Origin of the sequence: Salinivibrio sp. MA607 (genome assembly GCF_001996245.1) — a bacterium.
Classification (GTDB): domain Bacteria; phylum Pseudomonadota; class Gammaproteobacteria; order Enterobacterales; family Vibrionaceae; genus Salinivibrio; species Salinivibrio costicola.
The window spans coordinates 1-25,046 of sequence record NZ_MUFJ01000039.1 but is presented as its reverse complement, the minus strand read 5'-3'; the positions used below and the strand labels follow the sequence as shown (position 1 = coordinate 25,046).

General features: G+C 49.7%; 18 protein-coding genes, 1 tRNA gene and 2 rRNA genes. 8 read left to right on the top strand and 13 right to left on the bottom strand.

Going from position 1 to position 25,046, the window contains the following annotated elements:
• Positions 1 to 47 precede the first annotated feature (47 nt).
• Complete coding sequence (locus BZG81_RS14550; protein WP_077677727.1) at positions 48 to 980, bottom strand: hydrogen peroxide-inducible genes activator; 933 nt, start codon at positions 978 to 980, stop codon at positions 48 to 50.
• Positions 981 to 1,122: 142 nt separating this feature from the next.
• Between BZG81_RS14550 and BZG81_RS14545 the strand changes: the two genes are divergently transcribed.
• The 3 genes from BZG81_RS14545 (at position 1,123) to ppk2 (ending at position 3,611) form a co-directional block, all read left to right on the top strand.
• The gene (locus BZG81_RS14545; RefSeq protein WP_021022905.1) at positions 1,123 to 1,725 is read left to right on the top strand and encodes a peroxiredoxin C; all 603 of its coding nucleotides are present in this window, start codon (positions 1,123 to 1,125) and stop codon (positions 1,723 to 1,725) included.
• 186 nt (positions 1,726 to 1,911) lie between these two features.
• On the top strand, positions 1,912 to 2,655 hold the full coding sequence (locus tag BZG81_RS14540) for a copper homeostasis protein CutC (protein WP_077677726.1): 744 nt from the start codon (positions 1,912 to 1,914) through the stop codon (positions 2,653 to 2,655).
• A 143-nt stretch (positions 2,656 to 2,798) separates the two neighbouring features.
• Positions 2,799 to 3,611 carry a polyphosphate kinase 2 gene (gene ppk2 / locus BZG81_RS14535; RefSeq protein ID WP_077677725.1) on the top strand — a complete coding sequence of 271 codons (813 nt, stop codon included), beginning with the start codon at positions 2,799 to 2,801 and terminating at the stop codon, positions 3,609 to 3,611.
• Between the two features lie 4 nt (positions 3,612 to 3,615).
• Here the strand turns inward: ppk2 and phoU are convergent, their stop codons facing one another.
• Genes phoU through BZG81_RS14515 form a run of 4 tightly spaced genes read right to left on the bottom strand, consistent with a single transcriptional unit; the run spans position 3,616 to position 9,093 of the window.
• Positions 3,616 to 4,323, bottom strand: coding sequence for a phosphate signaling complex protein PhoU (gene phoU / locus BZG81_RS14530; RefSeq protein ID WP_021022902.1), 708 nt, complete (start codon positions 4,321 to 4,323; stop codon positions 3,616 to 3,618).
• A gap of 10 nt (positions 4,324 to 4,333) precedes the next feature.
• Positions 4,334 to 5,152 carry a phosphate ABC transporter ATP-binding protein PstB gene (gene pstB / locus BZG81_RS14525; protein ID WP_021022901.1) on the bottom strand — a complete coding sequence of 273 codons (819 nt, stop codon included), beginning with the start codon at positions 5,150 to 5,152 and terminating at the stop codon, positions 4,334 to 4,336.
• Positions 5,153 to 5,170: 18 nt separating this feature from the next.
• Positions 5,171 to 6,817 (bottom strand): phosphate ABC transporter permease PstA, encoded by a 1,647-nt coding sequence (pstA, locus tag BZG81_RS14520; protein WP_077677724.1) that lies wholly within the window; start codon positions 6,815 to 6,817, stop codon positions 5,171 to 5,173.
• A gap of 17 nt (positions 6,818 to 6,834) precedes the next feature.
• Positions 6,835 to 9,093 (bottom strand): ABC transporter permease subunit, encoded by a 2,259-nt coding sequence (locus BZG81_RS14515; RefSeq protein ID WP_077677723.1) that lies wholly within the window; start codon positions 9,091 to 9,093, stop codon positions 6,835 to 6,837.
• Positions 9,094 to 9,562: 469 nt separating this feature from the next.
• Between BZG81_RS14515 and ppk1 the strand changes: the two genes are divergently transcribed.
• Together ppk1 and ppx are read left to right on the top strand one after the other, a co-directional pair.
• Positions 9,563 to 11,677 carry a polyphosphate kinase 1 gene (ppk1, locus tag BZG81_RS14510; protein ID WP_077460253.1) on the top strand — a complete coding sequence of 705 codons (2,115 nt, stop codon included), beginning with the start codon at positions 9,563 to 9,565 and terminating at the stop codon, positions 11,675 to 11,677.
• A complete protein-coding gene (gene ppx, locus BZG81_RS14505) occupies positions 11,652 to 13,163 on the top strand; it encodes an exopolyphosphatase (protein WP_077677722.1) in 1,512 nt (503 codons plus the stop codon). Before ppk1 ends, ppx begins: the two co-directional genes overlap by 26 nt.
• On the opposite strand, the gene BZG81_RS14500 is transcribed toward ppx, so the two are convergent.
• The 5 genes from BZG81_RS14500 to BZG81_RS14480 form a co-directional block, all read right to left on the bottom strand.
• Positions 13,160 to 14,113, bottom strand: coding sequence for a PstS family phosphate ABC transporter substrate-binding protein (locus BZG81_RS14500; protein ID WP_021022896.1), 954 nt, complete (start codon positions 14,111 to 14,113; stop codon positions 13,160 to 13,162). The genes ppx and BZG81_RS14500 overlap by 4 nt on opposite strands.
• Complete coding sequence (phoR, locus tag BZG81_RS14495) at positions 14,107 to 15,402, bottom strand: phosphate regulon sensor histidine kinase PhoR (RefSeq protein WP_021022895.1); 1,296 nt, start codon at positions 15,400 to 15,402, stop codon at positions 14,107 to 14,109. The genes BZG81_RS14500 and phoR overlap by 7 nt, the downstream gene beginning before the upstream one ends.
• A gap of 38 nt (positions 15,403 to 15,440) precedes the next feature.
• Entirely contained in the window at positions 15,441 to 16,130 is a 690-nt protein-coding gene (phoB, locus tag BZG81_RS14490; RefSeq protein ID WP_021022894.1) for a phosphate regulon transcriptional regulator PhoB, read from the bottom strand.
• A gap of 107 nt (positions 16,131 to 16,237) precedes the next feature.
• On the bottom strand, positions 16,238 to 20,005 hold the full coding sequence (locus tag BZG81_RS14485; protein WP_077677721.1) for an AAA family ATPase: 3,768 nt from the start codon (positions 20,003 to 20,005) through the stop codon (positions 16,238 to 16,240).
• 3 nt (positions 20,006 to 20,008) lie between these two features.
• Entirely contained in the window at positions 20,009 to 21,364 is a 1,356-nt protein-coding gene (locus BZG81_RS14480) for an exonuclease SbcCD subunit D C-terminal domain-containing protein (RefSeq protein ID WP_236719536.1), read from the bottom strand.
• Positions 21,365 to 21,404: 40 nt separating this feature from the next.
• Here BZG81_RS14480 and rdgC point away from each other — a divergent pair, with 40 nt between their 5' ends.
• From rdgC to BZG81_RS14465, 3 genes are all read left to right on the top strand, one after another.
• On the top strand, positions 21,405 to 22,313 hold the full coding sequence (gene rdgC, locus BZG81_RS14475) for a recombination-associated protein RdgC (RefSeq protein WP_025744607.1): 909 nt from the start codon (positions 21,405 to 21,407) through the stop codon (positions 22,311 to 22,313).
• Positions 22,314 to 22,448: 135 nt separating this feature from the next.
• On the top strand, positions 22,449 to 23,795 hold the full coding sequence (trhP, locus tag BZG81_RS14470; RefSeq protein WP_021022890.1) for a prephenate-dependent tRNA uridine(34) hydroxylase TrhP: 1,347 nt from the start codon (positions 22,449 to 22,451) through the stop codon (positions 23,793 to 23,795).
• Between the two features lies 1 nt (position 23,796).
• Positions 23,797 to 24,051 (top strand): YfhL family 4Fe-4S dicluster ferredoxin, encoded by a 255-nt coding sequence (locus BZG81_RS14465; RefSeq protein ID WP_021022889.1) that lies wholly within the window; start codon positions 23,797 to 23,799, stop codon positions 24,049 to 24,051.
• A gap of 228 nt (positions 24,052 to 24,279) precedes the next feature.
• Here the strand turns inward: BZG81_RS14465 and BZG81_RS14460 are convergent.
• The 3 genes from BZG81_RS14460 to BZG81_RS14450 all read right to left on the bottom strand — a co-directional run.
• A tRNA-Asp gene (locus BZG81_RS14460) sits at positions 24,280 to 24,356 on the bottom strand.
• Between the two features lie 202 nt (positions 24,357 to 24,558).
• Positions 24,559 to 24,674 (bottom strand): 5S ribosomal RNA (rrf, locus tag BZG81_RS14455).
• A 116-nt stretch (positions 24,675 to 24,790) separates the two neighbouring features.
• Positions 24,791 to 25,046, bottom strand: a 23S ribosomal RNA gene (locus tag BZG81_RS14450); the annotation flags it as partial.

Below are 25,046 nucleotides of genomic sequence, written 5' to 3'. Positions count from 1 at the left end.
CTCAAACAGAATATAAAACTAATTTTTTACCTTTAATATAGAATTTATCACTGATTTTCGGTCAATATGTCTTTACCTGTTGGGGAAAGCAGTCCTGTCACCAGATCAGCGAGATTATTAAAGGTCTCTAATCGACTGGAAGATGGCCGCCATACCATGCCGATATCACGATAGGCTGCTTTTCCTGGTGGGGTTTCTAGATGCACATCTAAATTAGCAATTAAACCATGATCAATCGCCATTTGCGGTATAAAGGTCACACCATTGCCGTTGGCCACCATTTGCACCAAGGTATGTAAACTGGTCGCCATAAAAGGATTAATCTTCTGCGAGGCAGTCATCTGACAGGCAGAGACAGCATGGTCGGTGAGACAGTGTTCACGCTCTAATAAAAAGACAGACTCATCGGGGAGGGATTCATAATCAACGGGCAATGTAAGCTGTGCTGCTTGTTTGCCGCTCATGACCATTTTAAAGGGATCGCGGCCAACAATTCGACGCGTCATGGTGCCAATATCCATGGGGAGTGCAAGGATCAATATGTCCATTTCGCCATGTTTAAGCGCCGTGAGTAAATTGGCGGTAGTATCCTCGCGCAGCAGTAAATCTAAATTTGGATAGTGTTGATTGACTTGCTTGACCACATCACAGAGTAAAAAAGGTGCAATGGTCGGAATACACCCTAAACGCACCTTACCATGCATGGGATCAGACTTAACTTGCGTTAGCTCCATAAGATCTTGGCTACGGGCGAGAATCTCCCGGCTTCGGCGTACCACCTCTTCACCCATGCCGGTGAGGACTAAGGTTTTATTGTCACGCTCAATCAGCTGTGCTCCAATCAACTCTTCTAGATTTTGAATCCCTGCGCTCAGTGTCGACTGGCTGACAAAGCATAATTTCGCCGCCTCACCAAAGTGACGCGTTTCTGACAGGGTAACCAGATAGTGTAGCTGCTTTAATGAAGGATATTTGTTCATAACGTCATATTTTAAACAATCGTATTTTCCGATTATAACAATCTATTAATTCCACTTTTTTCAATCTAACAAGTTAGCTATAGTTTGTCTCGCTTATATAGGAACCTGATTATCAGGACAACAATTAAATAGGAGCTGAGATATGGTACTCGTAGGTCGTCAAGCACCAGATTTTACTGCCGCTGCCGTACTAGGTAATGGCGAAATCGTTGATAACTTCAACCTGAAAGAGTTCACCAAAGGCAAAAAAGCAGTTGTCTTTTTCTACCCACTCGACTTCACTTTCGTGTGCCCATCAGAGCTGATCGCATTCGATAAGCGCCTGAGCGATTTCCAAGCTAAAGGTGTTGAGGTAATCGGTGTGTCTATCGACTCTCAGTTCTCACACAACGCATGGCGTAAGACAGCTATCGATGATGGCGGTATCGGCGCAGTAAAATATCCACTGGTTGCTGATGTGAAGCACGAAATTTGTAAAGCATACGATGTTGAACACCCAGAAGCGGGCGTTGCATTCCGTGGTTCATTCTTGATCGACGAAGACGGTGTTGTTCGCCATCAAGTCGTTAACGACCTGCCACTAGGCCGTAACATTGACGAGATGCTACGTATGGTTGATGCATTGAACTTCCACCAGAAAAATGGCGAAGTTTGTCCTGCACAGTGGGAAGAAGGTAAAGCAGGTATGGCTGAGTCACCTGAAGGTGTTGCCGCGTATCTGTCTGAGCACACTGACGACCTGTAATAAGGTTATGTGCCCCGCACTGAGCAATGTAACAGTATAATGAGGCCCGGTTAAACCGGGCCCTTTTTTATTGTCTCTCAACGCCTTCCTTCCCTCCCGTTTCTCTACATGTCACACCTTGTCTGATTTGTTCATGACGCTTGCTCTGGTCACGGTTATGCTAGACCGTTCAAACAAGGAGCACCTATGACCGTCACCGTCGAAGTATGTATTGATAGTATCCAATCTTTATCGATTGCTCAGCAAGCGGGCGCAGACCGTATCGAGCTTTGTGCTTCACTCAAGCTCGGTGGCCTCACGCCAAGTATGGGCACCCTGAATCAAGCGATGCAACAAGATCGCGTGCCTATTTACGCGATTATACGTCCACGAGAAGGGGACTTTGTTTATAGCCATGATGAAGCTGAAGTGATGCTTAAAGATATTGCCACTGCCCGCAAAACTGGCTGTCATGGCGTGGTGATTGGCGCCTTACGCCCAGATGGGACAGTAGACTTAACGTTACTCGATGCCATGCTGGCCGAAGCCCGAGGTATGGGGGTGACGTTCCATCGGGCGTTTGATCATTGCACCGAGCCAATGGCAGCGTTAGACGCCCTCATCGCGCGACCTGCCGTGGAACGTATTCTGACCTCAGGTGGTGCCAACCATGCCGAGCAAGGCAAAGAAACACTAAAAGCCTGGGTCGATTACGTCCGTCATACGCCGCTTCGGATCATGCCAGGTGCCGGGATCACAGCGCATAATGCCGCAGAAATCATCGCTCATACCGGCGCACGAGATATCCACCTGTCCGCGCGTACCACACAAGCAAGCGCCGCCCACACTCATGCGATGGCGACGATGGGTGAAGGTGAAAAGATCGGTTACCCCATCACTGATCCCATGCAAGTCAGGGCGGTAAAGCAGGCAGTCGCTCGATTCAGTTAAATGCAATACGCCAGCCGCTCTCATCATACTGTGATTGACCAAACCTTTTTGTCGAGAAGCTTGTGCCCTAGAGATAAGGATATTGCATCTCACCGTTGAGTTTCCTAACTTGAAATGATGTTTTTCACAAAAGGAGTGCTGCTTTGTCGGATAAAAAGCCCCTTAAAATCAGCAAAAAACACTACGAAAAAAAATTACTTGAGTTGCAAACCGAGCTAGTCAAATTACAAGAGTGGGTAAAACACAAACAGCTGAAAGTCGTGGTGATCTTTGAAGGGCGAGATGCCGCCGGTAAAGGTGGGGTGATAAAACGGATTACCGAAAAACTCAACCCACGCGTGTGCCGTGTGGTTGCACTAGATAAACCGACGGAACGCGAGCGCACACAGTGGTATTTTCAACGCTATATCGAACACCTTCCAGCGAGTGGAGAGATAGTTTTATTCGACCGCAGTTGGTACAACCGAGCCGGTGTAGAACGTGTCATGGGGTTTTGTACCGAGGAAGAATATGAAGAGTTTTTCCGCACTTGCCCTGAATTTGAGCGAATGCTGATCCGCTCGGGGATTATTTTGCTCAAATACTGGTTTTCCGTCTCCGACGAAGAACAAGAAAAGCGTTTTGCCGAGCGAATAAACACGCCAATAAAACGCTGGAAATTTAGTCCCATGGATTTGGAATCACGCAGCCGCTGGGTGCAATACAGTGAGGCGAAAGATCGCATGTTTGCTTATACCGACACCAAGGAAAGTCCATGGTGGGTAGTGGAGGCTGATAATAAAAAGCATGCGCGACTTAATTGTATCGCGCATCTTCTCTCCCAGATCCCCTATCAAGAGATTGAATACCCAGACGTTATTCTTCCCGAGATCAGCAAAGAGGGCTATGTGCGCATGCCGCTTCATGACCAAAGTTTTGTCCCTGATAAGGTCAGTGAGTGGATCGATAACGACTAAACGCCTATTTGAGGAGCTTTTCGAGCTCCTCTTTTTGAATGTGACGAACATCTTTCCCTTTTACAAAATAGATGATGTACTCACAAATATTCTGGCAGCGATCGCCCACGCGCTCGATCGCACGCGCTGACCACATCACTTTTAGCACATTAGGGATAGAACGAGGATCTTCCATCATATAGGTCATCAACTGACGCAAAATTCCCTCATACTCACGATCGAGAGAATCGTCTTTACGGTAGACTTTCATGGCCGCATCAATATCCATCCGCGCAAACGCATCCAGTACGTCATGCAGCATTTTGGCAGCACGCTGACCCAATGCCTCTAGAGAAACCAAAAAAGGTTGCTGAGAATGACTGGCATTGTCCAATGCCATTTTCGCGATGCTATCAGCCACATCGCCAATACGCTCTAGATCCGTGATGGTTTTAATGATTGCCATCACCAGGCGCAGATCGCTTGCCGTCGGTTGGCGCTTAGCAATAATCCGTGTGCAGGCCTCGTCAATGGCGACTTCCATGCCATTGACTTTGTGATCTTCACGAATCACATGGCGCGCTAGCTCTTCATCTTGATTGTGCATGGCACGAAGAGCATCGGTGAGCTGACGCTCCACCAGCCCCCCCATCGCTAGGACGTGAGTGCGAATCGCTTCTAACTCAGCATTAAATTGGCCAGAAATATGGCGGCTAATATTGTAATTATCCAAGGCCTGCTCCTTATCCGTAGCGACCGGTGATGTAATCTTCCGTCTGTTTATTTTTTGGTGTGGTAAACAAGGTGTCAGTATCCGCGTACTCTACCAAGCGGCCCATATTAATAAAGGCAGTTTGGTCTGACACCCTTGCCGCCTGCTGCATATTATGGGTAACAATCACCACTGTGTATTGTTTTTTAAGATCGTTGATCAACTCTTCAATCGTCAGCGTTGAGATAGGATCCAGCGCCGAAGAGGGCTCATCCAGCAATAACACTTCTGGCTCAATCGCGATTGCTCGGGCGATCACCAACCGCTGCTGCTGTCCGCTTGAAAGACCAAACGCATTATCGTTAAGACGATCTTTTACCTCACCCCACAGCGCCGCACCTCGCAGTGAACGCTCCACCGCATCATCTAAGGTTCGGGGATCATGAATGCCTTGCAGCCGCAATCCAAAAACGACATTTTCATAAACGGATTTCGGAAACGGATTAGGACGCTGAAATACCATACCGACTTGACGGCGTAACGCAGGCACATCAACTTCGCGGTGATAGATGTTTTGCCCATGTAAGGTGACTTCGCCCCGCACGCGACACCCATCCACCAAATCATTCATGCGGTTAATGCAACGCAGTAAGGTCGACTTCCCACATCCAGAAGGACCAATAAACGCTGTGACCTTGCCCTTCGGGATACGCATACTGATATCAAACAGTGCTTGAGTCGCCCCGTAATAAAGATTCAAATCCCGAATAGCTAACGCCGTTTGCTCGTTCGGTAAGTTTCCCAAATCTAAGCTCGGCGTGGCGCCTATAGGCGGGTTTATCGAAAACATCGAGCAGGATCCTTATCGTTACAGTTCTAATGCGCGATATTTTTCACGCAAATAATGACGGATACCGATCGCGGATAAGTTCAGTGCCACGATCACAGACACGAGTAAAAACGACGTCGCATACACCAAAGGTCGCGCAGTCTCAATATGCGCACTTTGAAAGCCCACATCATAAATATGGTAGCCGAGATGCATAAACTTCCGTTCTAAGTGTAAGAAAGGAAAGTTGCCATCAACCGGCAGAGAAGGCGCCACTTTCACCACCCCAACCAACATTAAAGGCGCCACTTCACCGGCGGCACGGGCAACCGCTAAAATTAACCCCGTCATCATCGCCGGGCTTGCCATCGGTAAGACAACTCGCCATAGCATTTCAGATTGGGTCGCACCCAAGGCAAAGGCACCATGACGGACGCTTGTAGGAATACGCGCTAGCCCTTCTTCTGTTGAGACTATCACGACCGGTAAGGTTAAGATCGCCAACGTTAACGCTGACCACAGAATGCCTGGCGTACCAAACACAGGCGCGGGTTGCGCCGCTTGATAAAAGATATCGTCAATGGTGCCACCAATGAAGTAGACAAAAAAGCCTAAACCAAACACACCATAAACAATGGATGGCACCCCAGCGAGGTTAACTACCGCAATCCGAATCAACCGAGTGAACGCCGTTTTAGGCGCATATTCATGCAGATAAATCGCCGCGACCACGCCCAAAGGGGTAACAATCACTGCCATTAACAAGACCAGAAAAACGGTGCCAAAAATCGCCGGAAAAACCCCACCTGCGGCATTACTGTCACGCGGTGATTCAGATAGAAAAGCCGCCACTTGGTGCCCCCAAAATGTCAGCTTATCGACGCCGCTCATCGCATTGGGGTACCAAATATTTAGCACATTCTCGAGCGGCAATGCGACCTCATCACCATGGCTATCTTCGACAACCAATTGCCCTGTTTTTTGTTTATCCCGCAGCTGTGCGAGCTTTTGCTCCAGTTGTTGATACTGAGTGAGCAACTGCGTGCGGCGGGATGCAATCTGCGATTGGGCGCGCTTGTCCAACGTCCCCTCAAGTTCGCGAGATTTTTCCTCTAATCGCAACTGTTCGAGCTGATAATTCACCCCTGCCAGATGGACTTGTTCAATTTTATTGATTGCATCACGACGTGCCGCCAAATCCGCCAGTTGCTGACGCAGCGCAGAAATCACTAATCCATGACGTGTACCGCTTTGATCAATATACGCTGTTGGCTTGCCATAAAAGACACCGTTCTCGCTTCGCTCAATCATCGCCATCTCAATCGGCGTGTGTTGGCTTTTTATCTGAAACGCAAGTAACTGACGAAAGTCGAGCCCTTCTCGTTCACGGTTGCCAATTTTAACCACCAAGCGCTGATACGCGGATTGCCGGTATGCGGGTAAGCGAACACCGGCGTCGATAAGCTGAGTCGCATCAACCTCATCGGTTCGATAAATCTGACCAACGACAGTTTCTACGCCCTGTTCCGTCTGTAACTCAAAACTGGTCACCGGTGTGGGCCAAAAATAGCCTAAGCCACGAACACCGAGCAAGAGTAAGACACCGAGAATGGCAATAAGACTGACGCTAACCATCCCTGCCGTCATCCAGACCCAAGGCGTGCCAGATTTTATCCATGGACGCATGCGCACTCTCATCTCAATTAAAGGTGACTGTATTTGTCGCGTAAACGCTGACGAACAAGTTCAGCCAACGTATTAAAGACAAAGGTGAAAACAAACAAAATAAACGCGGTTAAAAACAACACACGATAATGCGAGCTCCCCACTTCGGACTCTGGCATTTCGATCGCAATATTGGCCGACAAGGTCCGAAGCCCTTCGAGCAGGTTCCAATCCATAATCGGTGTATTCCCTGTGGCCATCAACACAATCATGGTTTCACCCACCGCGCGACCTAATCCCATCATCACCGCCGAGAATATCCCTGGGCTAGCGGTGAGCAACACAACCCGCATCAATGTTTGCCAATGCGTTGCCCCCAGTGCTAACGCACCTTGCTTCAGATGTGGCGGAACCGAAAAAATCGCATCTTCAGCAATCGAAAATATGGTGGGAACCACAGCAAAGCCCATCGCGATCCCAACCACTAAGGCATTACGTTGATCATAACCAATGCCTAGCTCGTGGGTAATGAATTGACGTGCATCGCCTCCCAGCCAAATCTGCTCAATCCAAGGCCCTAAAGACACGGCCATTGTCCCCACTAACAGCAACACCGGGATAATCACCAGTATTTGGGCGTTGTCCGGCAAGCGACGGCGAGCATAGCGGGGGATCATTCGCCAACAGGCGCTCAACCCCAGCAACACAAACGGGATCAGGATCAACAACATAAAGACGCTAGCAATATGTGCTTCAACCCAAGGGGCAAGCCATAAGCCGGCCAAAAAGCCAATGATCACCGTAGGTAATGCTTCAATCGTCTCAACCGTCGGTTTGACCCATCGCCTCAACCCTGATGACATAAAGTAAGCCGTATAAATAGCCGCACCAATAGCCATTGGCACCGCGAACAGTAAGGCAACCACGGCCACTTTTAGTGTGCCAAAGATCACCGGCACCACACTCAACTTTGCTTCAAAGCTATCGTCGGCCGATGTCGACTGCCACACATATTGCGGCGATGAGTACCCCTCGTACCACACTTTTTGCCATAAAGAATGGAGACTGACTTCAGGATGAGGATTATCCACTGCCAACCACTGCCACTGATTTTGTGTCACCGCCATCAAGGCGTTGGCGCGAGGAGCAAATGCCAGCACCTCCGGGACCGAGGTAAACCGTTTATCAAAATGCCGCTGTTTTTCACTGGTCACATGTACCAAGCTCAGCTGCCCAGTATCATCCACAGTGGCCACGCTTTTACGATGTAACTCTGGCGCTATTATTTTTACCCCAGCACCGGGCGAAAACGTACGCACGTTGGTCAATGACGGCTCACCGCTCTTGAGGACATCAAACCATTGCGTCAAGTCACCATTTTGATGCTGCAGTATTAACGAGCGTCCCCCCGCTAGCAGCGTCATATTAACCACCGAGCTATCGTTCACATGAGTGAGATCTAGGCGTTCGCGCTTAATGGGCATGTCATTATTAACCTGCCAAACCGATAAAGTATGATGCTGACGGATAAATAACCGTTGTCCATCGCCCGACAATGCCAACTGATTGACTGGCGCGCTCAAAGGGAATGATGTTTTATGCTGGCCGCGGTAGATCATCAATTGATTATCGGCAGTCACAGCCGCCAACACAGGCGCTATCGGCTGGCCATGCAAGCTATCCGGTATCGCCAGGGCAATCTTATCCAGCGGCTGTCTATTCGCATCCACCGTTACGGGTCCACCAAACGCAGATATACGCGATAACTGCGGGATCACCGCATCACTGGCTTGGTCATCGTTGCCAAAGCGTAATTGCCAAACGCCCACTTCACCGGGAGCATTTTCCACTGCGATAAAAGGCGCCGTTGCTTGAGCCCAACTCATCGCAGGATCACTGAGGGTCGATAGCGCGCGTTGTAAGACAGTTTCAGCCTGCGGGAAAATTGTCTTCTCTTGAGGCTGTTGAGGCTGTTGAGGCTGTTGAGGCATCGATGACTGACGAGGACGACGCGCTACCGTCAAGACGCCTGTCTCATCCAAGCTATAAACGAGTTGATTACGATTATCAGCGCCAACAAACCGTGGCGCTCCAGGTGAAGAGACAGAAAAGCGTTCACTTAACGTCACACTGGCTTGATGAAACAGCGGAATCACGACAGTTAAAAGATAAAAAAACAGCAGCAACAAGGTCACTAGTACCATCACACCACCAAAGCGCACTGTTTGACGCGTCAGTTTATCTTTTAAACGTCGCGCACGTTTGGTGTCAGAAAGTGATGGTGAGGAGTGGGTCATTTGCGCCTCTTATTTTAATCAAGCTCTTGATTGTATTTCATTACAATGACAATTTTGTGACAAATCGGCCCGCTATGATTATCCATATAAAAAAAGTGGATGATGGCTAATCATACTGCCTCTTGCGGGCTAACGCCTCGACACTGGGACGGTGCGTTGCTGAGCGGTACGCAATAAATATGCAACAAACGGACTTTAGGCTGGCCCAAGTTGATATTGGGCACACTTTCGTGAGTTTACTGCCGTGAAGCATAGACAACACCTTGAACGACCTCAATAATTGTTTAAACAATCGTCTTAAGGATCACGCATGATGCATTTTGTTTTCACGTATCGACACACTGGATACGTTCCTACAAAGTGCAGCCAACATCAGCGTATTGTACAAAGCCCTTGAAAGGCTGTCTGACGCTTTAGCGGTCTTGCTGACAGCCATCTTATTCAGTAGAACAGGATTTTCTCACACGCTATGACTTTAGACTCCCATCATGTCGACAAAGAACTGAGCTGGCTCTCCTTTAACGAGCGCGTACTGCAGGAAGCTGCGGACAAAAGCGTGCCGATTATCGAACGGGTTCGCTTTTTAGGTATTTTTTCATCCAATCTTGATGAATTTTATCAAGTACGATTTGCCGATGTGAAACGCCGTATCATTATTGATGAAGAGCGCGGAGTGGATAGTCATGCCAAGGAGTTACTCAGTAAAATTCAAGCGAAAGTGGTCAAGCTCAATCAAGATTTCGATCATCTATATAATGATATTTTGCTTGAAATGGCACGCCGCAATATCTTTTTGGTGAATGAACGACAACTGTCGGAGCATCAAGCCCAATGGCTCAAACGCTATTTTCGTAGCAATATCTTGCCTTACATTACACCGATCATGCTCAATAAAGATGTCGATGTTTTAAGCTTTTTAAAAGACGCTTATTCCTATTTAGCGGTCGAGCTAAAAAAAGCCGGTGAAGAGCCAAAATATGCCTTAATTGAGATCCCAACCGACGATCTGGACCGGTTCGTCAAAGTGCCTGAGCCTAAAGGAAAGCGGCAGCGCAAAACCATTATCTTATTGGACAATATTATTCGACTCTGTGTTGATCAGATTTTCAGTGGTTTGTTCGATTACGATACCGTCGACGCTTATGCGATGAAAATGACGCGTGACGCCGAATACGATTTGACCAACGAAGTCGAACATAGCCTGCTCGAAAATATGTCAGAAAGCTTGGACCAACGCTTAACCGCCCTGCCTGTTCGGTTTGTGTATCAGCGTGATATGCCACCTGAAATGGTGAACAAACTCATCCAAGTTTTAAAGATTTCTGATTATGACAGTGTACTACCCGGGGCGCGCTATCATAACTTTCGTGATTTTATCGGCTTTCCCAATGTGGGACGCCAGTATCTAGAAAACGCACCGCTGCCGCCTTTCGAGAGTGCCGATTTTCAATTGCAAAACAATGCGTTTCGGGCCATACGTGAACGCGACATACTGCTGTACTACCCCTATCATACCTTTCGGCATATGACCGAACTGGTGCGACAAGCATCGTTTGACCCTAAAGTGCGTAGCATTCGGATCAACGTGTATCGCGTGGCAAAGAACTCGCGGATTATCAATTCAATGATTGATGCTGCCAATAACGGTAAGCGCGTCACTGTGGTGGTTGAACTTCAGGCACGATTTGATGAAGAGGCCAATATCGAGTGGTCACGGGTACTGACCGACGCAGGGGTCAAAGTGGTATTCGGCACGCCAGGGCTAAAAATTCACTCCAAGCTGTGCTTGATATCTCGCCGCGAAGATGGCGAACTTCGCGATTATGGCCATATTGGTACCGGAAACTTTCATGAAAAAACGGCACGAATCTATACTGACTTTGCGCTTTTTACCGCCGATCAACAACTCACCTCAGAGATCCGAAAAGTTTTCGACTTTATCGAGAACCCTTATCGCCCAGTAAAGTTTAACCACCTGATTGTGTCGCCGCGTAACTCACGCCGCCGAATGTGTAAATTGATCGAGCGCGAGATTGAACATGCGCGCGCCAAACGCAAAGCTGGCATTACGCTTAAAGTCAATAACCTCGTTGATAGAGGCTTAGTTAATCTCTTATACAAAGCCAGCAATGAAGGGGTCAAAATTCGAATTATTGTCCGCGGCATGTGCTCGCTCGTGCCGGGCGTAAAAGGGGTGAGTCAAAACATCAAGGCGATCAGTATTGTGGACCGCTTTCTCGAGCATCCACGTGTATTTGCCTTTGAAAATGGCGGTGAACGTGATATCTATATTTCATCTGCCGATTGGATGACCCGAAATATTGATAATCGTATTGAAGTGGGGGCACCCATTCGCGATCCAAGACTCAAAGATCGCATCATGGCGATCTTGGAAATTCAATTTGCCGATCGCGCCAAAGCACGAGTCATCGACAAAGCCATGTCTAACGCCTATGTTAAACGCGGTAACAAGAAAAAGATCCGCTCACAAGTCGAGATCTATGATTACCTCAAACACATAGAACGCCAAGCACTCAAACACGCGGAAAAGTTGCAACATGACACACCCCCAGTCAAAGGATAAACCGCGCGAGATTGCTGCGGTTGATCTCGGCTCCAACAGTTTCCACATGGTCGTCGCACGCGTCGTCGGTGAAGGGCTTCAAATCGTCAGCCGCCATAAACAGCGCGTTCGTCTCGCTGCGGGGCTAGACAGCCACCATTGTCTTAGCGATGAAGCGATTGATCGAGGCGTGGAATGTTTAGCCATGTTCGCTGAGCGCCTCAACGGTATTGACGTGGATAACGTCCGCATTGCCGCGACCCACACGTTACGCCAATCTCGTAATATCGAGACGTTTATCCAGCGAGCGAGTCAAGTTTTCCCTTACCCAATAGAAGTTATTTCGGGTGAGGAAGAAGCGCGTTTGATTTACATGGGCGTGTCACACACCCAACAAAATATCGGCCGCAAACTCGTCATCGATATTGGTGGCGGCAGCACAGAATTAGTCATTGGTGATAACTTTGACCCCCTACTGGTTAATAGCAAACGCATGGGCTGTGTGAGCTATAATGAACGGTTTTTCCCCAAAGGGGCCATTAGCTCAAAGCAATTTGCGGCCGCTCAGCTCGCCACTCGGCAAAAACTAGAGAGTCTCGCAAGCCAATACCGCCAAGCAGGCTGGCAAGTGGCTTTAGGGGCTTCAGGAACGGTGAAAGCGATTCGTGAGGTCATCATCGGCTTGGGTGACGACGATGGCATAATCACCCGCAAACGCCTGGATAGTTTGATTGAAACGCTACTGACATTTAAAACCAGTGAGAGCATCAATTTGCCAGGCTTATCAGCCGATAGGCAACCTGTGTTTGCTGCGGGTGTGGCTATCTTGTCGGGGATATTTGATGCGTTAGCCATCGAGTCACTGCGCTTTTCCGACGGGGCACTGCGTGAAGGTTTACTCTATGAGATGGAAGATCGTTTTCAGCGTACGGATATCCGCGGCCGCACCACAGATGACATGGCGGCTCGCTACAATATCGATCTGAGTCATGCTCGACGTGTACAGCAAACGGCGGCACACTTTTATGCGCAAGCAGAACCGGATAAAGGCAGTAAAAAGTCCGAGCTCGCCGGATTGCTCAACTGGGCAGCACTGCTCCATGAAGTTGGCCTGAGCATTGGCTATCCGGGGTATCACAAACATTCAGCCTATATTTTACACCACACCAATTTGCCGGGTTTTAATCAAGAGCAGCAGACAGTGCTCGCGACATTGGCACGCTTTCATCGAAAGGCGCTAAAGCTCAATGAGATGCCCAAGTTTACTTTGTTTAAGCCGAAACTGATTGAAACCCTCATTTGCGCATTACGGTTAGCCTGTGTGTTGCACTCCCAACGTAACGACCAGCCACTACCTGATATCGCACTGAATGTGGATAAAAAAGGAACATGGCAGCTCGATTTCCCTGCAAGGTGGCTCCAAGATAACCGCTTATTAGCCGCCGATCTTGAAGCCGAAAAACAATACTGGCAATCCGTAAACTGGGCGTTGACCTGTAACGACTAATCCAATCCCAGCGCCTGTCGCTGTGCGTGTACCGTTTCTGCCGGCAATGGAATATATCCTTGCTGGCTGACGGCTTTTTGTCCTTGCTTAGAGAGAATATATCGCATAAATGCGGCATCTAAAGGCGCAAGCGGTTGATGCGGCGCTTTGTTGATATATAAATAGAGATGTCGAGTAAGTGGGTACTTACCTTCTCGAATCGCCCTGTCACTAGGGATAACGGCTTTGTCGCCATGACGAGAAATCGCAAGCATACGGGCGCCCGAGGCTTGATGACCGATCCCTGCATAACCGATAGCATGGAGTGAAGAAGCCACCGACTGTACCACCGACGCCGAACCGGGCTGCTCATTCACATCGGCACGAAAATCGCCGCGACACAGGGCTGATTGCTTAAAATAACCATAGGTGCCAGAGACCGAATTTCGGCCAAACAACTGTAAATCACGATGCTGCCAGCGGCCGGTTAAGCCCAGCTGCCCCCAGGTTGTAATAGGGTCACTCGCACCGCACCACAGCGTTCTGGAAAAGAGCGCGTCAAGCTGTTGAAAACTGATAGTACGAAGTGGATTGTCTTGATGGACATAGACGGCCATCGCGTCAATCGCAACTGGGACTGCGGTTGGGGGGTAACCGAACCGCGCTTGAAAGGCGTTTTCCTCACTGACACGCATCGCGCGGCTCATTGGCCCAAGTTGCGCAGTGCCCTCCACCAGCGCGGGCGCCGCCGATGCCGAGCCAGGGGTCTGCAACTGCACATTGACGCCCGGATGCAAGCGCTTAAATCCGCCTGTCCACGCCGCCATAAGATTACCGAGCGTATCAGAGCCCACAGAGCTTAAGTTGCCGGATATGCCGCTGGTACGTTGGTAATCCGGTAAAGGATGGGTTTGGCTTAACGCATCCAGACTCCATACGAGACAAACAAACAAGATAACGCGTTTTAACATGCGAGCCGCTCCGGCAACGTGAATGCAAACGTGCTACCTATCCCGACTTCGCTTTTAATATCCAGTTCAGCATCATGGTGGCTCAGCGCGTGTTTAACTATCGCAAGCCCTAGCCCACTGCCACCGGTTTCTCGCGATCGCGCTTTGTCGACACGATAAAATCGCTCAGTCAATCGGTCTAAATGTTGTGGCGGAATGCCCTCACCACTGTCGATAACCTCTAAGCGCGGGCCTTTTTTCGAACGATACCAACGCACCTGGATCTCTGCCTGGGCGGGAGTGTGTTTCACCGCATTATAAACAAGGTTTGAGATCGCACTGCGCAGCTGATCATCATTGCCGCGGACTTTCAACGCCGTGTCGACGTCAAAGGTAAGTACATGCTCACTGTTACCACTTAATGCCTGAGCCTCTTTTTGCAGCACATCGAGCATCGCGGGAACATCAACATGATGATCGAGATCGGGCTTGGCTGCAGCTTCAATTTTAGACAGCGTAAGCAGTTGCTCAACCAAGGATTCCATCCGAGATAATTGCTCTGTCATCACACCATGTGCTTTTGGCCACATGGGTCCAACAACCATATCCGGATCTTCCGTCATTTCTAAGTACCCACGCAATACCGTCATTGGTGTGCGCAGCTCGTGCGAAACGTTGGCGAAAAAATTACGTCGCATACCTTCCAGTTGCTTTAACTGTGTGATGTCACGCACCACCATCAAATATTCGCCTTCCGCGTAGGGCATGGTCCGAAATTCGAGTGTGCGAGCGCTATTCAGATGAGAACGCATTTCCAGCGCCGTATCGTAATTGGCATTGGCGATATAACTGACAAATTCCGGTGCGCGGATCAAGTTACTAATATGCTGGCCGTTATCATCCGGCATGCGCAAGCCAAGTAGCTCCTGAGCGAGTTTGTTACACCAAACAATGGCGCCATCGCGCTCAAATACCACCACCGCATCGGGCAAAGACTCCGCGCCGTTACGAAAACGGCGAATTAAGTTAGCAAGCTCTTTACGACGCCGACGGTTACGCTTTTGTAAGCGATAAATACCATTAAATAAAGGCTCCCACGATCCCGTACCGGATGGGGGCGTTAAGCTTTTGTCTTTCCATAACCAGTCAGACAGCTTTATTTGCTGGTGCAAGTGCCACAATAGCATCGCTACGGTGGCGCCGAGTAATAACCAAGGTAGGCCGCCAAACAATCCACCTACTACGAGCCAAGGTAAATAAAAAAAAGCCAGCTCCCAGGCTAGCTTCTTCCAAGACAGTCGTTCGACCATTATATCTCCATATCGCCTCACCCCTTTAAAGGGATGTTCTAGCTACGTGTTGAGAAGCGATACCCCGCCCCACGTACGGTTTGTACTAACTTAGCATGTCCACCCGCCTCTAACACCTTTCTCAGGCGACGAATATGCACATCAACCGTTCTATCTTCAACGTAAACATTGGTGCCCCAAACATTGTTAAGCAGCTGTTCACGGCTATAGACACGCTCTTGGTGAGTCATAAAAAAATGTAGAAGTTTGAACTCGGTTGGCCCCATATCAAGGGGATCATCATTCGCTGTAACACGGTGTGAAACCGGGTCGAGTTTTAAACCTTGCACTTCAATCACATCTTCCAACGTGGTCGGTGAGACACGCCGCATGACCGCTTTCAGTCGTGCGATTAACTCTTTCGGTGAGAAAGGCTTGGTGATGTAATCATCGGCACCCACTTCAAGGCCTCGAACTTTATCTTCTTCTTCGCCCCGAGCGGTCAGCATCACCACTGGGATTTGACGCGTAAGCTCTTCACGCTTCAAATGTTTAATCAAGTTGAGTCCAGATCCACCAGGTAACATCCAATCCATGAGGATCATTTCTGGGTAAGGCTCGCATATTTGCGCCAGCGCTGAGTCGTAGTCTTCTGCCTCAACCGTTTGATAGCCTTTTTGCTCTAAGACAAAACAAAGCATCTCGCGAATGGGGGCTTCGTCTTCAACAACGAGAATCCGTCTAACCATGATAATTACCTAGTGTTATCATTTAACTGGCGCCATTATGTGCATTTATTATGACATTTTTGTGACCCGACGCGAGCAAATTTCGCGTTGTGTTAACAGGCTGTGACCTAGCCAACACCTTGCTGTGTGACCAGGACGCGGCTAGCGCCCCCACCTTGACTATCGACGCGCACTTGCGCACCGATGCGCTCAACCAGTGTGCCTACATGTGAAATGACCCCAATTTGCCGCCCGTCGGCTTGCAAGGTGTCTAAACAGGCCAACGCCATTTCCAGGCTTTCCGGATCCAGTGTGCCAAAGCCCTCGTCTATGAATAAGGATCCAAGTTGCCGTGTATCCGCCGCTAATGATGCCAGCGCAAGCGCCAGTGACAAAGAGACCAGAAAGCTTTCACCGCCAGATAAGGACTCAACACTGCGTACTTCATCGCCCATATCATGATCAACGACTTGCAACGCCAGTAAGCTATCGGGCACGGTTTGTAACGCATAACGAGGTGATAATGAGGCCAAATGCTCATTGGCAATCTCGACCAGCTGCGCCAGCGTCAGCGATTGTGCGAGATTACGGAATTTAGCTCCGCTGGCCGAGCCAATTAAATCGGCCAGTTTTAACCACTGTTCCGTTTGGCTACGCTGCGCGTCAATTTTCTCGGTCAGCGATCCGGCCTGCTGTTTGGCCTTCTCTGATTCGGTTAATTGGTGACGCAAGGTAAACAGCTGCTGCTCGGCGTCTTCTAACGCGTGTTGCCAGGCATCGTGCTGGGCGGTCAACGCGGCATCATCATCCGGTAGCTGCTGCTCATCAAACCACACTTGCGCCGCGGCCATCGCCTGCTGGCAATGGCTTAATTGTTGCTGACGTTCGTCTAAGCGCGTGTTAGCTTCTTGGTAAGCCGCTTCTACTTCACTGATCGCTTCCCGCTCACTGGCTCGCCAGGTTTCAGAGTAAGATAAAGCTTGGAGGATGTCGTATTGATGCATGGCTAGTGTCGGCTGCCATTGGACCCAACGTCGAACACTGGCGCGATACTGTTGCGCAGCCTCTTGCTGTTGTTGCCGCAAGGTTTGCTGACGTGCCTGTACCCCTGCCCGCTTTTCACTGGCTTGGCTATAGGCTTGCTCAGCCTGCGCACGCTTAGTCTTTTGCGCCTCGATTGCTGATTTATACGCCTGTTCAAGCGCCGCCAAGTCTGAATCGGGGATCAACGCCTGACGCGCCGCGCTGCGCTGTTGATGCGCTTGCGCCAGATTCACTAATTGCGCTTGCCGTGCCTGCGTGTCCTCTGACAGGCTCTGACACTGCTGGGTTAATGACGCTAGCTCGGTCTCTATCTGTTGTTTTTGCGTGGCAAGCGATGTTTTTTCGTCCTGCAGCGCACGATAGCCCTGAATTTTTTGCTCCATCTGGCGAATATAACGTGCGGCGCCCACCTGTTGCAGGCTTGTGAGCCACTGTCCTGCACCGAGTTGCTGATCAAGCGCTTGGCTAACGCGCGTCAGCTGTTCGTGTTGTTGCTGCCACTGCTCATCAATGGCGCTCAGCCGCGTCTCACACTCGGTCAATGACTGATCCAGTTGATGTCGGCGCGCAACAAGCTGTTCTCGTGCGTGTTGTAAATCACTCAACGCGGCATCCATTTGCTGAATTTGCGCTAACTGGTGTTGACGTGCAGTGATCGCCTGATAACAAGCGTGATAGTCGCTGTCGGTTTGTTTTGCGTGCGCTTCTATCTCGCTCAACGTCTCATCGAGGGGTTGTTCAGGCGCCAACTGCCACCCAAGCTCTACCATTGCGTCGCGTAGCCCGTGCTCATACTGCTGACGCTCAGCCTGCCACACTAAGCCCTGCTCCCGTAGTTCGGCACAGACATGCTGGCTGTGTTGATGCTGTTTTTGCCAGTAATAGTATTCGGCGTTGTGTTGATTATAAGAGGCTTGCAACGCATCGACACGCGACTGTTGCTGCGCGATCATGCCTTCAATTGCCGGTGCGTGATGCAAGTAAGGATGCTCAGTTGCCCCACATAACGGACACGGATCGCCCTCTTTCAGCGCTTGACGAAGATCGTCTAACTCGACAACAGCCATTGCTTGTTGCAAGCTATGTTGCGCTTCATCAACCTGGGCCTGTTCACGGGTCAGCGTCTCTTTAAGTCGGTCTAAATGCGTTTGGCTGTCGCGATAAATCGCTTCATGCTTTTCAAACTCTACATGGTTATGCTGGCAGCGTTCTTGCCAATATTGCCAATTTTGCGCCTCATGGAGCAGTGACTCTTGTTGCCGTTTTTGCTGCTGAAGCTTGGCATAACGTGCTTGGTCGGCTTCTTGTGCCGCGAACAAGGATTCAGGGTTTGCCGCCTGACGCTTGGTTTTCAATTGCACGCTGCTGTCATCGACCTGCGCAATATCTTGGTCGATTTTCTCTCGTTGTGGTGCCCACTGCTGACGTTGGCGGTAACGCGTTTGATATTCTTCTTGTAACGCGGTCAGGGTGTCTTGGCAGTCTAAGTATTGGCGAAGATTGTCGAATACTGGCTGATAATGCTCAGCAATATGTGAAAAGTCCCCGTAACGCGCAATCTCCTGCTCTAATACGCGCGCTCGCTGCGCCTGTTGTTGAGATTTTTCACGCGTTTGCGTGAGTGTTTGTTGGGCGTGTCGGTACTTTTGCTGTTGTGCATTCAGCGCCATATTTTGCTCATGCATTTGGCTGTCTAACCCTGCCAACTGCGTATCTAGCTGCTGCGCCTCACGTATTTTAGGTTCGATATCAGCCCAAGCTTGCTCCGCTTCCGTGACCCCTCGGTTAGCATCTTGCCAGTGCGCGGCTTGCACCTCATAATCGTCGGCTATCGCTCGTTCTTCGCGCGCCAAGTGAATAAGATCCTGCGTTAATGCCTGCTGCTGCCATTGACGCGTTTGCACAGCCTGCCAATCGTCTCTGGCCACTTGCACGCGCGCAATGTCATCCAGTTTTTGCCGCCGCGCCGCCACCCCTTTTCGCGCGTCACTGGCTTCATCCAAGGCTTTTTGGGCAGCGGCGAGCCCTTGTTCCGCCTGCGCCAAATGCGTGTGCTGCTGGCGATAATCGTTCAGTTTTTTTAATTGCCGTTGCTGCGTTTGAATCTGCTGCTGACACGTTTGTTGCGCTTGGTGCAGTTGTTGCTCTTCGTCATCACTGAGTATATTAATATCCCCAAGCTGTTGGGTGAGCTGATCCAGCGCGTTTTTTTCTTCACGCGCACGCTCATGCGCCATTTGCGACAAACGGCTGTAGATTTCGGTGCCTGTCATACGTTCAAGCAACGCCGCTCTGTCATCTGCCGAGGCTTTTAGAAACGCAGCAAAATCCCCCTGCGGTAACATTACCGCACGGCGGAATTGCTCATAACTGAGCCCCACTAGACGCTCTATCTCACTCAGCACTTCTTGTTTTTTGCCCGCAATACGCTGGTCTGTGGTCAGGTTTTGTAACCAGTGCTCACTGGCTTGGATCCGACCGTCGGCTTTTCCTCGCGCACGACGCACCGACCAATGTGCACGCCAGCGGCTGCCATCATGAGCAAGAAAGTCGACTTCGGCATAACCTTCGCCTTTGCCTCGAGACAAAATACTCCGAACGTCATTGGCTTTAACGCGGGTTGCCGGGTCGCCCAAACCAATATCGGCATCGTGTTTTTTATTGGATTGAAAACGCGGGATCTTATCGTAGAGCGCCAAACAAATCGCATCCAAAAGCGTCGATTTTCCTGCGCCCGTTTTCCCCGTGATGGCAAACAAACCGCTATCACCGAGTGGGCCTTGGGAGAAGTCCAACGCAAACGGGTATTGGATACTGGCTAAATTCTCGCCACGCAATGCCAGAATTTTCATGATTTATTGGTCCTCGTCCTGTTCCAATTGCTCCAATAAGTGAGAAAACGTCGCCGATAACGCCTCATCCGGCTCACCTTGGTATTTTTGCTGCCAGCCATGACGCAATACCTGAAACGGTTCTACGTCGGAAAGGTGTTGCTGGCGAAAGCCCGTATCTTGAGACGTCTCACGATAATGCGGCGTAATCTTTGCCAGACGCACAGGTTTGTCCTCAAGCACGGCTAAAATCTTCTCGCGTAACATCGGCTGTGGTTTATCTAACAGCACAGGCACATCGAGTAAGGGTTGCTGAGCGAGCGGCAAATCTTGCGGCGCCAACGCTGCCAAGCTCGCTAACACAGTGTCAAGTGGCGAAGCTTTTTCTGGCACCCGCCAGAGATCCACGGCACGCGGGACAATGTGAGGCGTCACACTCTGCAGTTGGTTACCTTCTAATGTAACGGCCAACACTTGATGCCGATAATGGCGCTCTGACAGTGATAGGGGAAGCGGTGAGCCGCAATAACGAATCCGTGTTTGTTTGGCGACTTGCTGAGCTAAATGCAAATGCCCAAGCGCGACATAGGCCACATCGTCACTGAAAATATCAGCGGGCAGCGCATGCTGATTACCACCTAGAATACGCCGCTCTGACATCTCAGATAATTCACCACTGGCCATATATACATGCCCCATCGCGATCAATGCTTGCATCCCTTTGCACTTAGCGCGCGCCGCTTGTTCGGTTTGCTGATAAACCTGTCGAACCCCTTCGATGAGACGATCATCCTCTTCTCCCAACCCTTCAGTACGCAAATCACCACTGCGTAAAAAAGGCACCGCGAGTATCCATGCTGCCGTCTCGCCACTGTTATCAGTGATCGGTACCATCATGCGCTCGGTGTCTAAACGCCCATCATTATCGCGGGCAATGGCACCAATTAAGTGTAAATCAAAGGCTTTTAGAAGCTCATGTGGGGCGTCGAGTTTGCTAGGTGAATCATGATTTCCCCCGGTGATCACCACATTTAAATGGGGCAACGCTTTTGCTATGTCGGCTAAAAAGCGATACAGCATCCGCCATGCGCTTGCCGGTGGATTCGCCGTATCAAACACATCACCGGCCACTAACAATGCATCGGCTTGCTCATCAATGAGACATTGCTTGAGCCAATCGAGAAAGACTTGATGTTCATATTGACGATCGTAACCGTGAAGCTGATGACCAAGGTGCCAGTCGGAGGTATGAATGATTTTTAACACAGCTGGGGTAATCCATTTTATTTGAGCGTTCGGCAAGTGCATCTCGCACAACACGCGAGTAGGGTTAAATTCTACGCTAATTGCAGCGACATTCGAGAGTGAATGCAATACCATGTTGCCTTTCTCACAACAGGATGGATAAAGCCTCGCCATGATTTGGTTTAAGAATTTACTCGTCTATCGTCTCACCCGTGATATTCCTCTCGATCCCGCTCAGTTGGAAAGCCAGCTGAAAGAATTCGATTTTACCCCGTGTGGCAGCCAAGACATGCAAAAATTTGGCTGGGATCATGCGTTGGGTAAACACGGCGATATGCTCACCCATATCAGCGGTAACAATATTCTGATCCGCGCTCGCAAAGAAGAAAAGCTCTTACCTGCCTCGGTCATTAAAGATGCCTTGGAAGAAAAAGTGGACGCCATGGAGCAAGCGCAGGGTCAACGCTTGAAAAAGCGCGAGAAAGACAGCTTAAAAGACGATGTGGTCATGGAGCTATTACCACGCGCGTTTACTCGCCAAAGCCAGATGTGTGCGCTGATTATGGCCGATAAAGGCTTGATCCTCGTTGATGCGGCAAGCATTAAAAAAGGGGAAGAGCTGCTCGCCCTATTACGTAAATCGATTGGCAGTTTGCCCGTGGTGCCGGTTGAAACGGAAACACCAACCGAGCAAGCGATGACAGAATGGGTCAAGCAAGGCCAAGCCCCACAAGGCTTCCACCTCGGTGATGAGGCCGAGCTTAAAGCGCTACTCGAAGAAGGTGGGGTGATCAAATGTAAGCAGCAAGATCTCACCAGTGATGAAATCCAAGCGCACCTTGAGGCAGACAAACAAGTCACTAAGTTATCGATGGATTGGCAAGAGCAAGTTCACTTCGTTCTTGGCGACGACCTTAGCCTAAAGCGGCTCAAATTCTCAGAGGAAATCCGCGATCAAAACGCCGATATTGACCGCGAAGATGTCGCTGCTCGCCTTGATGCAGATTTATCACTCATGTGTGGTGAGCTCGACACCTTGCTCGATGGCATATTTACCGCGCTAGGCGGACTGAAAACCGACTAATCCTTTACCGCATTAACCCTTACAAAGATTAGGTAAATTCGGCTGGTAGTGTGGGCAATGTCACAGTAAAATGGCGCCCACACTCACCTTCAACGTGAAGGTGCCTGACTTACACTCAGACTCAAGCTTGGAATTATGTTGACGCCAGAATTACTCTCTCCCGCCGGTAGCCTAAAGAACATGCGCTACGCGTTTGCCTACGGGGCTGACGCTGTTTACGCCGGTCAACCACGCTATAGCCTGCGTGTGCGCAACAATGAATTTAACCACGACAACCTAAAAATTGGGATCGACGAAGCCCATGCGCAGGGAAAAAGATTCTACGTGGTTTGCAACATTCAGCCGCACAACGCAAAGCTTAAAACCTTTATTCGTGATCTTAAACCTATCATTGATATGGGTCCGGATGCGCTGATCATGTCGGATCCTGGCCTTATCATGATGGTCCGCGAACATTTTCCTGATATGCCGATTCATCTTTCCGTGCAAGCTAATGCGATTAACTGGGCCACGGTTAAGTTTTGGCAACAACAAGGCATTGAGCGTGTGATCTTATCGCGTGAATTATCACTGGAAGAGATCGAAGACATCCGCCAACACTGCCCTGAAATGGAGCTTGAGGTGTTTGTTCACGGTGCGCTCTGTATGGCGTATTCTGGTCGTTGTTTGCTATCAGGCTATATTAATAAGCGCGATCCAAACCAAGGTACCTGCACCAATGCTTGCCGCTGGGACTACAAAGTCCATCAAGGCAAAGAAGACGATGCTGGCCAGGTGGTACAAGTTCAAGAAGTGACTCCCACACTTGGTAAAGGCGAGCCGGTTGATGACGTAGTATTGCTCGAAGAAGGTGGACGTCCCGGTGAGTTAATGGCGGCATACGAAGATGAGCACGGCACCTACATCATGAACTCAAAAGACTTGCGCGCCATTCAGCACGTTGAACGGCTTACGCAAATGGGCGTTCATTCGCTCAAAATCGAAGGCCGTACTAAGTCGTTCTATTACTGCGCACGCACAGCACAGGTGTATCGCCAAGCCATTGATGATGCCGTGGCCGGTAAACCATTCGATGAGAGCCTGATGAATACCCTCGAGAACCTTGCACACCGAGGCTACACCGAAGGCTTTTTGCGCCGTCATACCCACGATAGCTATCAAAACTACGACTATGGTTACTCGATTTCTGAGCAGCAGCAATTTGTCGGCGAATTCACTGGCAAGCGTCGAGGCGATCTGGCCGAAGTGGAAGTGAAGAATAAATTTATGCTCGGTGACAGCATGGAGCTAATGACGCCACGCGGCAATGTGCATTTCACCTTAGAGGCGATGGAAAACCGCAAATCAGAAGCGATCGACGATGCCAAAGGCAGCGGCCATTTCGTGTTTATTCCCGTGCCCGCTGATATGGATCTAGAGTACGCGCTACTGATGCGTAACCTACAATCAGGTCAAGATACGCGTAACCCATCGGGTAAGTAATATGGCACTACTCATCACCGATAAATGCATAAACTGCGACATGTGTGAGCCCGAGTGTCCCAACGGGGCTATCTCAATGGGTTCCGAGATCTTTGAGATCGAGCCCGATTTATGCACCGAGTGTAAAGGCCATTACGACAAACCGACGTGCCAGTCGGTTTGCCCGATCTCCAAGTGCATTATCACCGATCCCGATAATGTCGAGACCGAGGATCAGCTCCTAGAAAAGTTTGTGGTCATCCAAGGCATGGCCTAAACCATTAAAAGCGCCGCAAGGCGCTTTTTTATGTCTGCATCATCTACAACGATTAGCTAACGCTAAGTGCTTAACAGTAATAGATGACAGTCTAATATGAAGGGGTTACGTTCAGGCACTCAGGCTCGCACATGTCGCAATTGGTACCCTAGGGGTTAACATAAGCAGCTATTTACTCAGGGCTTAAACGCAAAAAACCCCAGCTTTTCAGCTAGGGTTTCTAAGTAGTGGCGGAGTGGACGGGACTCGAACCCGCGACCCCCGGCGTGACAGGCCGGTATTCTAACCAACTGAACTACCACTCCGCACCAATTCTGTTTCATCAAAGTCTTACACTTAATTGCTTTGATGCTTAAATTTTTGCTAACTAAAGCCCAACATTAAGCTCTAATTAGATTATCTTGTTTGATGCGATGAGGATTTTGAATCGAGACGCGCAGTGTATGCCAATACATGAGCATCGCAGATATCAAAAGCATCGAGCTATCAACAAGATAAGCAATGAGRGCCTGGCGATGTCCTACTCTCACATGGGGAGACCCCACACTACCATCGGCGCTGCTTCGTTTCACTACTGAGTTCGGCATGGAGTCAGGTGGGTCCAAAGCGCTATGGTCGCCAAGCAAAATTTGGTGTGTCTTCACTTTTCAGTCAAAACACGAATCTAGAAAGCTGTTTCGTTCTCGCCACAATCAACTGGCTTTATTTTAAGTCCAACCCAAAACCTCTTGGGTGTTGTATGGTTAAGCCGCACGGGCAATTAGTACAGGTTAGCTCAACGCCTCACAGCGCTTACACACCCTGCCTATCAACGTYSTAGTCTASRACAACCCTTTAGAGAGCTCGAAGCTCTAGGGATGACTCATCTCGGGGCCAGCTTCGCGCTTAGATGCTTTCAGCGCTTATCTGTGCCGAACTTAGCTACCGGGCAATGCGTCTGGCGACACAACCCGAACACCAGCGGTTCGTCCACTCCGGTCCTCTCGTACTAGGAG

Coding starts and splice junctions, on each gene's coding strand:
- BZG81_RS14550 (WP_077677727.1), bottom strand. CDS start 980: ATGAACAAATATCCTTCATTAAAGCAGCTACACTATCTGGTTACCCTG.
- BZG81_RS14545 (WP_021022905.1), top strand. CDS start 1,123: ATGGTACTCGTAGGTCGTCAAGCACCAGATTTTACTGCCGCTGCCGTA.
- BZG81_RS14540 (WP_077677726.1), top strand. CDS start 1,912: ATGACCGTCACCGTCGAAGTATGTATTGATAGTATCCAATCTTTATCG.
- pstB (WP_021022901.1), bottom strand. CDS start 5,152: ATGTTTTCGATAAACCCGCCTATAGGCGCCACGCCGAGCTTAGATTTG.
- pstA (WP_077677724.1), bottom strand. CDS start 6,817: ATGCGTCCATGGATAAAATCTGGCACGCCTTGGGTCTGGATGACGGCA.
- BZG81_RS14515 (WP_077677723.1), bottom strand. CDS start 9,093: ATGACCCACTCCTCACCATCACTTTCTGACACCAAACGTGCGCGACGT.
- ppk1 (WP_077460253.1), top strand. CDS start 9,563: ATGACTTTAGACTCCCATCATGTCGACAAAGAACTGAGCTGGCTCTCC.
- ppx (WP_077677722.1), top strand. CDS start 11,652: ATGACACACCCCCAGTCAAAGGATAAACCGCGCGAGATTGCTGCGGTT.
- BZG81_RS14500 (WP_021022896.1), bottom strand. CDS start 14,113: ATGTTAAAACGCGTTATCTTGTTTGTTTGTCTCGTATGGAGTCTGGAT.
- phoR (WP_021022895.1), bottom strand. CDS start 15,402: ATGGTCGAACGACTGTCTTGGAAGAAGCTAGCCTGGGAGCTGGCTTTT.
- phoB (WP_021022894.1), bottom strand. CDS start 16,130: ATGGTTAGACGGATTCTCGTTGTTGAAGACGAAGCCCCCATTCGCGAG.
- BZG81_RS14485 (WP_077677721.1), bottom strand. CDS start 20,005: ATGAAAATTCTGGCATTGCGTGGCGAGAATTTAGCCAGTATCCAATAC.
- BZG81_RS14480 (WP_236719536.1), bottom strand. CDS start 21,364: ATGGTATTGCATTCACTCTCGAATGTCGCTGCAATTAGCGTAGAATTT.
- trhP (WP_021022890.1), top strand. CDS start 22,449: ATGTTGACGCCAGAATTACTCTCTCCCGCCGGTAGCCTAAAGAACATG.
- BZG81_RS14465 (WP_021022889.1), top strand. CDS start 23,797: ATGGCACTACTCATCACCGATAAATGCATAAACTGCGACATGTGTGAG.